Origin of the sequence: Providencia sp. NPDC089933, from assembly GCF_049545585.1 — a bacterium.
Taxonomy (GTDB): domain Bacteria; phylum Pseudomonadota; class Gammaproteobacteria; order Enterobacterales; family Enterobacteriaceae; genus Providencia; species Providencia huashanensis.
Map to the genome: position 1 here is coordinate 30,593 of NZ_JBMWDT010000003.1, position 13,434 is coordinate 44,026.

The window sequence follows — 13,434 nt, forward strand, 5'->3', positions numbered from 1 at the left end:
TAAGTGAAGTATTTCCGTTATCATACCTATCTTACTTAGCTCTGCTCTTTCTACTAAGCGGTATATTCCGAAAACGTACTTTACTGATACCTAATTAGTTTAAGTCAAATCATTAAGTTGCGCGATAATATCATCAATGGATTGTGTGGCATCAATAACATGGTGTGCCGTCGCACGGTAGATAGGTTCTCTTTGCTGCATAACTTCTTCAATTTCTTCAACTAATGATTTGCCTGTTAAGCTTGGCCGCTGGTCAGCTTGTGGCTCTGCGGCTAGGCGTTTAGCTAAAACGTCAGGCTTAGCATTTAAATAAATCACTGTCCCGTTATCACGCATGATCTTCTGGTTTTCCTCAGCAAGAACCAGCCCGCCCCCTGTTGAAACAATCGTTTTATCTTGAAGAATTGATTTTAACGTTTCCGTTTCTAATTGACGAAAATATTCCCATCCGTACTGTTCAACAATTTCTGCTATCGTTTTACCCGCTCTTTCGAGTATCAATTTATCTGTATCAACAAACTGGTAGCCTTTAGATTCGGCCAATTTTTTACCAATTGTCGTTTTACCCGAACCTCTTGGACCGATAATGTAAAACATTAATTTCCACCCCATCATCATGAATACTAAGCAAAACTGGTTATGTATCTGCTTATGAAAGTTGCCTAATGCGGCAAATAATAAAAAATAAAGCCACACAAGTGTGGCCTATTAATCTATTTTAGTCTTTATGGGCGATTTAAAAAATCGCCATAACCAACCCATTTATAGGTTGTTAAGGCATCTAGCCCCATAGGGCCTCGAGAATGTAATTTCTGAGTGCTAACCGCAACCTCTGCCCCTAAACCAAATTGCCCACCATCTGTGAAGCGAGTACTCGCATTCACATAAACAGCCGCCGAATCGACACACTGTACAAAATAATCTGCTTGGCGGATAGACTCGGTCAAAATAGCATCAGAATGCGCAGTACCATATTGGCGAATATGGTTAATAGCGGCGTCAATGTCATCAACAATCTCTACATTGAGGTCTAAGGATAACCATTCATCAACCAAATTTTCAGGTTTTACATCAACAACTGTTGCTGGGCCTTGTTCCAATAATGGCATTGCTTTTTCACTAGCGTGCAGTGTGACTTGCTGTTCAGCCATTTTCTCACTTAAAAATGGTAAGAAATTACCCGCAATATCTTTATGAACTAGCAAAGTTTCCAGTGAGTTACAAGCACTTGGGCGCTGTACTTTTGCATTGATGATTACGTTAATCGCTTTATTAAAATCAACTGACTCATCGACAAAGGTGTGGCAAACACCTATACCGCCGGTGATCACAGGGATCGTTGATTGCTCACGACATAATTTATGTAACCCCGCACCACCACGAGGGATCAGCATATCAATATAACGATCTAATTTTAATAATTGAGAAACTAATTCACGATCAGGGTTATTGATAGCTTGTACAGATTCTTCTGGCAACCCACTATTTTTGAGTGCTTTTTGGATAACACTCACCACAGCAAGGTTCGTATTATGGGTTTCTTTACCACCACGTAGAATGACTGCATTACCGGTTTTTAAACATAACGAAGCCACATCGACAGTGACGTTTGGACGCGCTTCGTAAATCACCCCGACAACACCTAGAGGTACGCGTCGGCGCTGTAAGTTTAAACCGCTATCAAGCTGGCTACCATCAATGATTTGCCCAACAGGGTCAGCAAGCTGACAAACCTTTCTGACATCATCAGCAATGCTTTTCAAGCGTTCTGGAGTCAGCAATAGACGGTCTTGTAAGGCTTCTGCCATACCACTGGCTTTTGCTTGTTCCATATCCTGCTGGTTAGCAGATAATATCACTGCGCTTTCTTTTTCTAGTAATTCAGCAATTTGCAATAGTGCCGAGTTTTTTTGTTTGGTGCTTAGCTGAGCTAATTGCCATGACGCTGCTCGTGCAGCCTTACCCATTGTTTCTAACATAATTAACTCACTATCATATCGTCACGATGAACAGCGACTGAGCCGTGTTCATAGCCAAGTATTCTGCCAATTTCTTGTGAATGATGACCTGCTATCATCCTTAGTGCATCACTATTATAGTGACTAACACCGTGTGCAAGGTCTTTCCCCGCCATATTTAGAATGCGGATCACGGCGCCTCGGGAAAAATCACCTTCAATCTTTTTAATTCCTTTTGGTAACAATGAGCTACCTTTTTCTATAATTGCTAATTGTGCACCATCATCAATATACACATCACCCGCAGCTGGCGCCCCGAAAATCCAACGTTTACGATTTTCCATGGGGTTTTTCTGCCCATAAAAACGAGTCCCCACTGGAATATTTTCAATCACAGCGCTAATGACATCAGGTTTATTACCTGCTGCGATAATAACATCTATCCCTGCGCGGCCAGCAACATCAGCCGCTTGTAGCTTAGTTGCCATGCCCCCTGTACCTAAACCGCTGACACTTCCCCCTGCCATTTGACGAAGCTCGTCGTTGACACCATAGACTTCAGGAATTAATTTCGCATTTGGGTTGCTACGGGGGTCTGCATCATATAGACCTTCTATATCAGTCAGTAGCAACAGTTTATCAGCATCACCAAGAATAGCGGCTAATGCGGATAAATTATCGTTATCACCGACTTTTATTTCTGCTGTCGCAACGGCATCGTTCTCATTAATAACGGGAATAATGCCATTATTCAGTAATGCTTGTAAGGTGTCTCGAGCATTTAGAAAACGCTCACGGTCTTCTAAATCTGCACGTGTTAACAGCATTTGCCCTATGTGGATCCCGTAAATGGAGAACAACCTTTCCCACAACTGAATAAGACGACTTTGGCCGACTGCCGCAAGCAACTGTTTAGATGCAATGGTAGCCGGCAATTCGGGGTAATTTAAGTGTTCGCGACCCGCGGCAATTGCCCCTGATGTCACAATGATAATACGGTGCCCTTTTTCATATTGCTGCGCACACTGCCTGACTAACTCAACAATATGAGCTTGATTCAAACGGCGCGAGCCCCCTGTTAGCACACTGGTTCCTAGCTTAACAACCAGCGTCTGGCTATTTTTCATCATTTTTCTGCCATTAGGATTAAGAAAACAAAAAAGTAGATACCATTTTTATCAGGAGAAGCGCGTTATGCCAACAGGCATAACGCAAAATTCAACAAAAGTTGGTTTAAAACAAATTTATGCGCTTAATTCCAGTTTTAATTCTGCCATTAGTGGCGAAGGGAAGAGGCTTAACTCAAGCTCAAGTAATTGCTTAGTAAGTGCTTGATGAAATGATACTAAATTTTTTTCAACGGCTTCAGTGGTAGCCGCATCTTTGAATGCTTTGACTTGCCAACTACCATGGCTATTATAAATACCAAAATGATAAGTGAACTCAAAGCCTTTTTCAGTTGCAACTAATTTTAACCACCACCCCCAAAATTCACGTTTCTCAGGCGCAATACTCGCATTAATACAAACAACAAGGCTATCGAATATATAACAGCCATTGATACATTGTTTTTCGCGTAAATAAGGCCCCATTGCAGCAAATTTCTTTAAATACTTTCCATTTGAATAATCAGTCGGTAAAGCCATGTTAAGGATCTCCTTCTTGGGTAGACCCCTTTTTAACAAATGGGAAAAAATAAGCAAGATATTAAATATAATTAAAGTATTTTTGCTTTCAGCCAATTAGTAGTTTCACTTAGTGCCTTTTCAAAATTAGCAAAAACAGGCTGACTTGGTAGTATTATTGTATCTGCATCCATTGATGAACGCCGAATTAGATCCGATTCTGCTTTCGGACTATAGATATCATCTTTTAAGCTTACCGATAACATCGGAACTTTGCTTCTTTTTCCTAAAAGGCCCTGATTTTTAAGTGAATAACAACTCAATTCATGACGTAAAGCGGCACCATCAACCTGATAAATTCCCAAACGACTCGCGAACACATCCAAAACTACCCGAGGAATATCTTGTTGATATTTCTCTTCGTGCAATAAACTATGCACAATTGGACCTATGACAGCGACTGCTTTAATTTTTTCTGGGCACATATAAGCTAATCTTAAGGCTATATTGGCACCAAAGCGCATCCCGACGATACCGAAGCGGGTATGGTCAATCCATGCAATATCCTCAAGCTGGCGAACAATTTGCTCATGCAGTGTTGTTGTTTCTTGTGTCAATTTATGTTTTATCGAATAACCAATAGAAGGCATATCGAGCGTTAGCATCGCAATACCTAGTGGTTCGAGATAATCGCGAAAATAGCGACAAAAATCGATTTGTAAGCTGTCTAACATGCCGCAAATCATGACGGTAGGATAAGGCCCCTGACCGTGGGATGGGATATGTAAAAAGCCACAAACTTCTTTCCCATCATCCACTTTGAATGCAACTTTCTTTAACCGATATTCTGAAAATTTGGCAGCATTATCATAGGCTTTACACGCTAATAAAATAGCTTGGTCTGCTAGTTCATCCCCTTTAATAAAAGGGTATGCTGCAATACTGTATAAATTTGCGGCTCGCAACCATGCATTACCCGCATCCGGCCCTTGCTCGAATTCCAAAGCTTTCTGTTGCCAGCGCATAGCCTGCTGTGACCATTCGAAGCACCAATTCCCACGCCTATTACCAATGACGGTATCCAACTGGGTTTCATTACTGCGTGGCGCATCGGAAACTGCTATTCGGCTAAGTACCTCTTCAATTTCTAGTGCATCAATACCACGCCAAATCCAAATTAGCCGGTTGATCATACGATACCAGCCAACATGATGAGAACCACTTAGAACGCTATGAGCTTTTATCAGAGGAGTCGTTTCTGACGAGTAGGATACAAGTGTCGACGTTTCAACTTGTCTGACTCTAGGTTTGAAAAGTTTTTCTGAAAGGTTTTGCTGAGTCATCCCTATTTCCTTGTCTACCTGAGCTGAATTGTGCCAAAAAACCAAAAATAAGGGGAATGCAAAAATGCACTCCCCCGAGATTATATCGCGTTTGACTCAAAAATTTTAGGTATTTATGTGTTATGCCTATGAGGAAAAACCCCAAAGGCTGTTAATGACAATCTATTACCAGAAAATAAGTTTAACTTCGATTTATTTGTCTTGTTCACACAATGGCTTTATAAAAGCAACGCCCATATCCCAAGGCTGCTCTATCCATGTGTCTTGCGGGATATCAACCACATAGTCATCAACTAATGGACGACCAGCTGGCTTAGCGAAGATAGTAACAAAGTGTGCTTTTGGATACATATCACGAATAGCTTGCGCTGTACCACCGGTATCGACCAAATCGTCAATGACGATATAGCCTTCGCCATCACCTTCAGCGCGCTTTATAATTTTTAATTCGCGTTGATTATCATGGTCATAGCTAGATATACATACGGTATCAACGTTACGAATGCCCAGTTCACGTGCAAGAAGCGCGCCTGGAACAAGACCACCACGGCTAACCGCGATAATACCGGTCCATTGTTCTACTGGTAATAAACGTTGTGCGAGTTTACGGGCATGTATTTGCAACATATCCCACGTTACGACATATTTTTCGCTCATAAAATTCGGGTCCCGACTGCTGAGTAAATCTGAAATGTGTCTTGCGGAAAAAAGGTTGCGCGAGATTATAGTGATTTGGCGCGTTAAAAACCAGTAAAAAGCATCATTCGCCATTAATTATTATCATTTACACTATCCATTCTTCAAAAGAAAGTGTTATCCTGAGATTATAAAAGATGCAGCCTTTAATTCGAAACTTCAGGCTGTTAGGTCATAATTACAGCAATATTCCTTTTAAAAATTGAAGCTGAAATTAACGTTGGTTGCCAATCAGTTCCTACATGGGTTATTCAGGATATTATTCCTAAATAGTTCAATTTGTAGCTAGGCGGCAAATGAGTAAATCCTTTGAGGATACATAAGTATATGCTTGGAGTTTACGAGTGAAGCCAACAATGCTACAGATTGAAATATAAAGGGAAAATAAAAGGAGAGAAACGTGTCTGAGCTAGCTACATTATCCCCCCAACCGCTATGGGACATCTTCGCTACCATCTGCTCTATTCCGCACCCTTCATATCATGAAGAAGCTTTAGCTGCGCATATTATCGACTGGTCAAAACAAAAAGGTTTTCATGTAGAACGCGACGAAGTTGGTAATATTTTGATCCGTAAACCTGCAACAACGGGTTACGAAAACCGCAAAGCAGTAGTCTTGCAAGCACACCTAGACATGGTGCCACAAAAAAATAATGACACCGTGCATGACTTTAAAACAGACCCAATCCGCCCATATGTTAATGGTGAATGGGTGACCGCTGAAGGTACAACTTTAGGCGCAGATAACGGTATTGGTTTAGCTTCTGCATTGGCGGTTCTGGCTGATGACAGTGTCGAGCATGGGCCTATGGAAGTTTTACTCACCATGACTGAAGAAGCTGGCATGGAAGGTGCGTTTGGTCTAAAAGCAGGTTGGCTACAGGCGGATATTCTGATTAACACCGACTCTGAAGAAGAAGGTGAGATCTATATGGGTTGTGCTGGAGGGGTTGATTTCACAACAACATTTGATCTACTGCGTGAACCTTTACCACAAGGTTATCAGACGTTTACTTTAACCCTAAAAGGGTTAAAAGGTGGTCACTCCGGTGGTGATGTTCACTTAGGCTTAGGTAATGCGAATAAATTACTCGCACGATTCCTTGCTGGACATGCGGAAGACTTAAGCCTGAAATTGTTAGAATTTAGAGGCGGTACCGTACGTAATGCTATCCCACGTGAAGCGCATGCAATTATCTCTGTTCCGACAGAAAAAGTTGCTGAACTGACAGCATTAAGAGAACGCTACGAAGGTATTTTAAAGAATGAGTTAGCCGTTATAGAACCTAACCTTGTTCTACTCTTAGATGAAACACAAAGTGACTTGAAAGCACTGTCTGATGATTGCCAAAAACGTTTTACGTTCTTCTTAAATGCTGCACCTAATGGCGTAATTCGCATGAGTGATGTCGCTGTAGGTGTCGTAGAAACATCGCTTAATGAGGGCGTTGTTCGCATGACAGAAGACCAAGCGGAGGTTATCTTCCTTGTTCGCTCACTGATTGATAGTGGCAAAAACTATGTTGTTAACATGCTCACTTCTATTAGTAAATTAGCACAAGCACAGTACCGCGCTGAGGGGAGCTACCCAGGTTGGCAACCAGATGCCGATTCAGCCGTAATGCACTTAGTGAGTGAAACTTATAACAAGCTATTTGGTAAAATCCCAAATGTGATGGTGATCCACGCAGGCCTTGAGTGTGGCTTATTCAAAAAGCCTTACCCAGATATGGATATGGTTTCAATTGGGCCAACCATTCGTGGTGCTCACTCTCCTGATGAAAGAGTGCATATTGCAAGTGTTGGTGAATATTGGAAACTGTTGACCGCTGTTTTAAAAGCAATCCCGGTTAAAGGTTAAAACCTGATCATAACTGAAACATCTGCCATTCATTATGGTAGATGTTTTATTTATAGTTCTAATAACAATTGCCTTTCCAATTGAGGGCTTTGTAACATAACATGCAACCCAACTAATCGTACCCCTCGCTGTTCACGTCGATTAACCCAGACTTGTTTTGCCAACTGGACTAAATCTTGCTTATTAAGCATTGGGTAAACATGCTCTTGTGTTGTTTGTTGAAAATCATCAAATTTAAACTTTACGCCTTGGCGCGCAATGCGTAAATCAGGTTTCACTTTAGCTAAACGCAATTGCAGTTCATCATAAAGTTTATCTAATAATAAAAGGCAATCATTCCATTCATGAATATCTTCAGCAAGAGTCCGCTCAACACCAACGGATTTCCTTAGTCTATCTGGGTTTACAGGCCGTTCATCGATACCGTGACAACGCTCCCATAGTACCTGCCCAAACTTCCCCATGCTTTTAATCAGTGTAACAACGTCATAGTTTTGCACATCAGCACAAGTCGTTAGCCCCATATCTGCTAGCTTTTGTGCGGTGACTTTTCCCACTCCCGGAATTTTTCTTAGTGGTAAAGTCAGAATGAATTGATCAATATTTTGCGGGGTGATCACAAATTGCCCATTTGGTTTATTCATATCAGAGGCGATTTTAGCAAGGAACTTGATAGGGGCTATCCCCGCTGAGGCTGTCAATTGTAATTCATCAAAAATTTGCTGACGAATTGCCTCTGCGATTAACGTAGCTGAACCATGTAATTGTGAGCAGTCAGTCACATCAAGATAAGCTTCATCGAGGGAAAGCGGCTCGATTAAATCTGTATATCGCGCAAAAATCTTACGTATATGAATGGACGTTTCTTTATATAACGCCATTCTCCCTGAAACGACTTTAAGTTGAGGGCAAAGCCTTAGAGCAATAGCGGTAGACATGGCACTATGTACGCCATAACGACGAGCTTCATAGTTTGCGGTGCTGATCACACCACGGCGATCGGCACTTCCTCCTACCGCAATAGGGATACTACGCAAGCTTGGGTCATCACGCATTTCGATGGCTGCATAAAAGCAATCCATATCAATATGTATAATTTTACGCACAAGTTAGCCCACACAATCAATCAACTGATTAAATATACAGTATTATTATTAGCCGTGCAATCTGGGCCTATTCGCTGACATCAATTCTAAAATAGCAGATAACCTAATGATAATAAAAATAATTAATATTATTGAAATAATAGTCTGCCACACTATATAACAGCATTTGTTATTTAAAGTTTGTCTTAAAAACAATCGTAAATACTTACTTTACCGTGAAAATGTAATAAAACAGATGCGTCCTTTTCACTCATTATATTTTATAAAAAATTCTTTTATGGATGATACCTATGGCAATTCTATCAACATCAAAATATGTTAAAACTATGGCGTCAGTTATTCTACTTCTTGCAAGTCAAACTGCTTTAGCATTATCACCACAAATTGTTGCACACAGAGCCGGTACTGCTGATGCACCGGAAAATACAATTTATGCAATTGATTTAGCAAAAGAAAATAAAGCCGATGCTATTTGGCTAACAGTACAATTAAGTAAAGATAATCAATTAGTTTTATATCGCCCAAGTGATTTAGACTCGTTAACAGAAAAAAAAGGGCCAGTATCTGCTTATACCGCAGAGCAATTAAGTCATATCAATGCTGCCTATAAGTTTAGTAAAAAACATAACCAACAATTCCCTTTGCAAAAAACAACAATTAATACATTAGAAGCTGTTCTACAGAAATACCCTAATACCACTTTCTATATTGACTTAAAATCCCCTGATGCCGACCCTGCTCAGCAAGCACAAGCTATCCTTACATTATTAAATAAGACTAAGGCATTTAAACAAGTCCGTTTTTATTCAACTAATGATGCCTTTCTAACGGCATTAAAGTCTCTTTCACCTCAATTCCAATTATTTGAAAGCCGTGATGAAACAAGAACAATGCTAGCGAATAGTGTTATGAGTCGCCAATGCCCTATAGAAAATGATAAAGATAATACTCGCTGGTATGGTTTCGAGCTTCATCGTAAAGTTGAAGTTGTTGAAAAGTATACTTTAGGTGAAGCTCGTTCACCTGCAACCTTATCATGGGATAAAAACGCTATCGATTGTTTTAGAAAAAATGGTAAAGCGTATATTATTGTATTTGGTGTCAATAACGAAAAAGACTATCAACTCGCAAAAGAAATTGGTGTTGATGCCGTAATGGTTGATTCCCCAAAAAACTTCAAAAAATAATCTAATAATTAAGCTATTTTATTTTGAATTATGTTTAATCAAATAAATTAGCTTAATTTCCTCACCTAAACTACCTCCTATTTTATTTTTATAACACTTTAATGTTAATCATTATTTACATCTACTTTAAATAAAACCAATATTAAAAAGTGCAATATTTTCTTGACTTCTATTTTTAGAAAAAATTAAAAATACCAGTTTATAATAATACTATTTTTTATTTAAACTACTAATTTAATTTCAATAATTACCTTTAAAAACTAACTAAGCCTATTCTTACAAAATGAACTTTCATTATAAATATCAAGAGGATAAAATGTCAAAATCAAAAGGAACAATCTCTATTGAAAATAAATGGGATGAAGACTTTAAAAAAGTCGAAATTATTTATCAAAGCAGTGAAGATGATGTAGATAAGGCTTTCATTACCTATAATATAAGGGCTCAACAAACGCATAATGATGTATTTGATATCGAATACTCATCCACGGGGAAAAGTTCATGGATAGGGACAGTTACCACTTCTAGCGGCCAAAAATGGAGTAGTGGAAGTCCCCTAAAATGTAATGCAAACAAAGCCGAGAACTGCGAAATTATCATTAAATTTGATGAATACCGTAAAGAAATGGGTGTCATATATACCCCACAAAATTCATGCCATAAGAAAATGAGTCAACTAAAATCTATATAATAAAATAGAAGAATAATGCTGTTTAAATATTATACGAATAGTATATTCGGCTATTATTGCTGTCATTGACACTAGAAATAAAACCGCATTGAAATACCTTAACTCCCTTCCATTATAGCTAGTTATACGACAAAAATGCGGATACCGTTTTAACTGGCTAATGCTATAAAAAAACCTTAGCCATATACTTTATATGGCTAAGGTTTAGAAAACAGATAGATTAAATACTAAAGTATGCGGTTTTTTTCCAGCATCTTTTGGCGAGCTTCTTCACGTGCCATGCGTTTTTTGCGGGCGTCACAAGGCTCAGGGCAATCGCATACTTTATCAACCCCGATACTACTTAAGCCGCCACAACTACCTTGAATACTTTTACGCTTGAAAATATACCCAAGAGACATTCCTAAAAACGCCAGCAAGAACAGTGCAAAGGCGGCAATAAAAATATTTAGCATTCCTTTATCCTCCCCGAATTACTGCTTCTTGGTTAAAAATGGTTCGAATGCTTTAGTATAACGCTCTTCAAAACCTTTATCTGTCTTAACAATCATAAAAACAGGAATATTCATTTTCTCAGCTAAGGCAAAGCCAGCTTCAGGCCCTAGCACATTTAGCCCTGTTGATAGCCCATCGGCACTCATACAGTTATCTGCAATAACCGTAATAGAAACTAGATTATGGGTAATCGGTCGCCCTGATTTTGGGTCAATAGTATGAGAAAAACGAACTCCATCCTGTTCAAAATAGTTACGGTAATCCCCAGAGGTTGCAATTGAGCTATCTCCAGGCTCGATAACTTCTTGCACTGTTTGGCTTACACCATCTGCCGCAGGTTTTTCAATGGCAATACGCCAAGGCGCCTCTTTACCATTGGTACCTTTAGTGCGCACTTCACCACCAATATCAACCATGTAGTTGTTGATACCCGCTGACTCTAAGTATTCAGCAACAACGTCTACACCATAGCCTTTCGCAATTGATGAAAGATCTACATATAGTTCAGGAATGGTTTTGACTAGGTTATTGTCTTGAACGGATAATTTGTCAATCCCTACCCATGCTCTGCGCTTGGCCAATTCTTCATCTGAAGGGGCTTTAGTGACTCTCCCTTCTGGGCCAAACCCCCATAAGTTAACTAAAGGCCCAACAGTTACATCTAAAGAGCCATCTGTGATTTTATTAATCTCAATAGCTTTTTTAACAACTGTTGCAGTTGCTGCGGAGACAGGGAATGGTGTATTTATGTCTTTAGACTGGTTAAAACGACTTAACTCAGAGTCAGGTCGGTAAGTTGACATCTGGTCATTAACTTCTTCTAAGCGCTTATCTATCTCAGCTTGAATCGCTTCAGGTTTTGCCCCTGAAGAATCCGTAACATATTTAACCGAGTAATAAGTGCCCATTGTTTGTCCCTGAAGATTTTGTTGCTCTGGCCCACCACAAGCAGCAAGAAACAGGGTCGCGACAAACAGAAGTATTGGGGTATAAATTCTTTTACTTAGCATCGTTTTCTCCGCGTCAATCATGAGCGAGTCTGTAGAAGTCGCTCAGACTATTAACACACTTTACATCGTCACCCATGCAGAGAATGTTTCAGTCAAAATAATTATTAACTTACTAATTACCAATTAGATAATTAGTAATTAGCCATCATTGTTAAATTACAAAGAGGGAAGTAGCTTCCCTCTTTAAAGTGTTATCACTGTACTAACCTTGTTAAGTACAATAAACCTAATAACTTAACCACCAAAGTCATCTAGTAAGATGTTTTCATCTTCAACACCAAGGTCTTTAAGCATCTTAATTACAGCAGCATTCATCATTGGAGGCCCACACATATAGAACTCACAATCTTCTGGTGCTGGGTGATCTTTTAAGTAATTGTCATACAGAACATTATGGATAAAGCCGGTATAACCATCCCAGTTATCCTCTGGTAAAGGATCTGAAAGTGCAATATTCCATGTAAAGTTTTCGTGTTCCGCGGCAAGTTGGTCAAAATCTTCTGTATAGAACATTTCGCGAACTGAACGAGCCCCATACCAGAAACTAATTTTACGCTTAGAATTTAAACGGCGCAATTGGTCAAATATGTGGGAACGCATTGGCGCCATACCCGCACCACCACCGATAAACACCATTTCAGCTTCAGTTTCTTTTGCAAAGAACTCACCAAATGGACCGGAAATTGTCACTTTATCCCCTGGTTTTAATGACCAAATATAAGAGGACATAATTCCTGGTGGAACATCTGGGTTACGTGGCGGAGGCGTTGCTATCCGCACGTTTAACATAATAATGCCGTATTCTTCAGGGTAGTTGGCCATTGAATAGGCACGTACAGTAGGCTCTTTAACCTCTGAAACATAACGGAATAGGTTAAATTTATCCCAGTCTTCACGATACTCTTCAGGTACATCGAAATCTTCATATTTAACAATATGTTCAGGGCATTCAATTTGAATAAAACCACCGGCACGGAAAGGAACAACCTCCCCTTCTGGTATCTTCAATCTCAGCTCTTTAATGAAAGTGGCTTTATTGTCATTAGAAATAACTTCGCACTCCCACTTTTTCACACCAAAGATTTCTTCTGGAAGCTCAATTTTTAAATCTTGCTTAACGTTAACCTGACAAGCTAAACGACAACCTTCTTTTGCTTCTCGCTTATTAATGTGGGAAAGTTCTGTCGGCAGAATATCACCACCACCCTCTTTGATTGTCACACGGCACTGGCCGCATGAACCACCACCACCACAAGCAGATGAAACAAAAATACCTTGATTAGATAGCATACCTAACAGCTTATCGCCAGCTGGAGCCTCAAAGCTTTTGTCAGGGTCGCCATTTACTTCAACTTTGATGTTCCCTGTATTGACTAACTTGGATTTTGCAAACAGGATTAAGCCTGTAAGCACCAAGACAATCAGGGTAAACATCACTACACCTAAAATAATAATTTCCATG

General features: G+C 39.7%; 13 protein-coding genes. 3 read left to right on the forward strand and 10 right to left on the reverse strand.

Annotation, left to right across the window (positions count from 1 at the left end; translation table 11 throughout):
• Positions 1-99: 99 nt before the first annotated feature.
• From aroL to gpt, 6 genes are all read right to left on the reverse strand, one after another.
• Complete coding sequence (gene aroL / locus ACPEH5_RS05650) at positions 100-597, reverse strand: shikimate kinase AroL (RefSeq protein ID WP_042848746.1); 498 nt, start codon at positions 595-597, stop codon at positions 100-102.
• 128 nt (positions 598-725) lie between these two features.
• Positions 726-1,979: a glutamate-5-semialdehyde dehydrogenase gene (gene proA / locus ACPEH5_RS05655; protein WP_042848694.1), complete on the reverse strand. Its 1,254-nt coding sequence runs from the start codon at positions 1,977-1,979 to the stop codon at positions 726-728.
• A 2-nt stretch (positions 1,980-1,981) separates the two neighbouring features.
• Positions 1,982-3,085, reverse strand: a complete 1,104-nt coding sequence (gene proB, locus ACPEH5_RS05660) for a glutamate 5-kinase (protein ID WP_042848747.1) — start codon at positions 3,083-3,085, stop codon at positions 1,982-1,984.
• 117 nt (positions 3,086-3,202) lie between these two features.
• Positions 3,203-3,604, reverse strand: coding sequence for a sigma factor-binding protein Crl (gene crl, locus ACPEH5_RS05665; RefSeq protein WP_042848695.1), 402 nt, complete (start codon positions 3,602-3,604; stop codon positions 3,203-3,205).
• A 71-nt stretch (positions 3,605-3,675) separates the two neighbouring features.
• Complete coding sequence (gene frsA / locus ACPEH5_RS05670; protein ID WP_131680470.1) at positions 3,676-4,926, reverse strand: esterase FrsA; 1,251 nt, start codon at positions 4,924-4,926, stop codon at positions 3,676-3,678.
• A gap of 192 nt (positions 4,927-5,118) precedes the next feature.
• A complete protein-coding gene (gene gpt / locus ACPEH5_RS05675) occupies positions 5,119-5,583 on the reverse strand; it encodes a xanthine phosphoribosyltransferase (RefSeq protein WP_042848748.1) in 465 nt (154 codons plus the stop codon).
• Positions 5,584-6,022: 439 nt separating this feature from the next.
• Here gpt and pepD point away from each other — a divergent pair, with 439 nt between their 5' ends.
• On the forward strand, positions 6,023-7,483 hold the full coding sequence (gene pepD, locus ACPEH5_RS05680; protein ID WP_042848697.1) for a beta-Ala-His dipeptidase: 1,461 nt from the start codon (positions 6,023-6,025) through the stop codon (positions 7,481-7,483).
• Between the two features lie 50 nt (positions 7,484-7,533).
• On the opposite strand, the gene dinB is transcribed toward pepD, so the two are convergent.
• Complete coding sequence (dinB, locus tag ACPEH5_RS05685; RefSeq protein WP_042848698.1) at positions 7,534-8,589, reverse strand: DNA polymerase IV; 1,056 nt, start codon at positions 8,587-8,589, stop codon at positions 7,534-7,536.
• 290 nt (positions 8,590-8,879) lie between these two features.
• Here dinB and ACPEH5_RS05690 point away from each other — a divergent pair, with 290 nt between their 5' ends.
• Complete coding sequence (locus ACPEH5_RS05690) at positions 8,880-9,776, forward strand: glycerophosphodiester phosphodiesterase family protein (RefSeq protein WP_048608232.1); 897 nt, start codon at positions 8,880-8,882, stop codon at positions 9,774-9,776.
• Between the two features lie 316 nt (positions 9,777-10,092).
• The gene (locus ACPEH5_RS05695) at positions 10,093-10,467 is read left to right on the forward strand and encodes a hypothetical protein (protein WP_281111335.1); all 375 of its coding nucleotides are present in this window, start codon (positions 10,093-10,095) and stop codon (positions 10,465-10,467) included.
• A 227-nt stretch (positions 10,468-10,694) separates the two neighbouring features.
• On the opposite strand, the gene nqrM is transcribed toward ACPEH5_RS05695, so the two are convergent.
• The 3 genes from nqrM to nqrF form a co-directional block, all read right to left on the reverse strand.
• Entirely contained in the window at positions 10,695-10,922 is a 228-nt protein-coding gene (nqrM, locus tag ACPEH5_RS05700; protein ID WP_042848701.1) for a (Na+)-NQR maturation NqrM, read from the reverse strand.
• Positions 10,923-10,940: 18 nt separating this feature from the next.
• On the reverse strand, positions 10,941-11,972 hold the full coding sequence (locus tag ACPEH5_RS05705; RefSeq protein ID WP_042848702.1) for an FAD:protein FMN transferase: 1,032 nt from the start codon (positions 11,970-11,972) through the stop codon (positions 10,941-10,943).
• 234 nt (positions 11,973-12,206) lie between these two features.
• On the reverse strand, positions 12,207-13,433 hold the full coding sequence (gene nqrF, locus ACPEH5_RS05710; RefSeq protein ID WP_042848703.1) for an NADH:ubiquinone reductase (Na(+)-transporting) subunit F: 1,227 nt from the start codon (positions 13,431-13,433) through the stop codon (positions 12,207-12,209).
• Between the last annotated feature and the right edge of the window lies 1 nt (position 13,434).

What these genes read in the sequence shown, in the direction of transcription:
- aroL (WP_042848746.1), bottom strand. Translation starts at nt 597, where the DNA reads ATGTTTTACATTATCGGTCCAAGAGGTTCGGGTAAAACGACAATTGGT.
- proA (WP_042848694.1), bottom strand. Translation starts at nt 1,979, where the DNA reads ATGTTAGAAACAATGGGTAAGGCTGCACGAGCAGCGTCATGGCAATTA.
- proB (WP_042848747.1), bottom strand. Translation starts at nt 3,085, where the DNA reads ATGAAAAATAGCCAGACGCTGGTTGTTAAGCTAGGAACCAGTGTGCTA.
- crl (WP_042848695.1), bottom strand. Translation starts at nt 3,604, where the DNA reads ATGGCTTTACCGACTGATTATTCAAATGGAAAGTATTTAAAGAAATTT.
- frsA (WP_131680470.1), bottom strand. Translation starts at nt 4,926, where the DNA reads ATGACTCAGCAAAACCTTTCAGAAAAACTTTTCAAACCTAGAGTCAGA.
- gpt (WP_042848748.1), bottom strand. Translation starts at nt 5,583, where the DNA reads ATGAGCGAAAAATATGTCGTAACGTGGGATATGTTGCAAATACATGCC.
- ACPEH5_RS05690 (WP_048608232.1), top strand. Translation starts at nt 8,880, where the DNA reads ATGGCAATTCTATCAACATCAAAATATGTTAAAACTATGGCGTCAGTT.
- ACPEH5_RS05695 (WP_281111335.1), top strand. Translation starts at nt 10,093, where the DNA reads ATGTCAAAATCAAAAGGAACAATCTCTATTGAAAATAAATGGGATGAA.
- nqrM (WP_042848701.1), bottom strand. Translation starts at nt 10,922, where the DNA reads ATGCTAAATATTTTTATTGCCGCCTTTGCACTGTTCTTGCTGGCGTTT.
- ACPEH5_RS05705 (WP_042848702.1), bottom strand. Translation starts at nt 11,972, where the DNA reads ATGCTAAGTAAAAGAATTTATACCCCAATACTTCTGTTTGTCGCGACC.
- nqrF (WP_042848703.1), bottom strand. Translation starts at nt 13,433, where the DNA reads ATGGAAATTATTATTTTAGGTGTAGTGATGTTTACCCTGATTGTCTTG.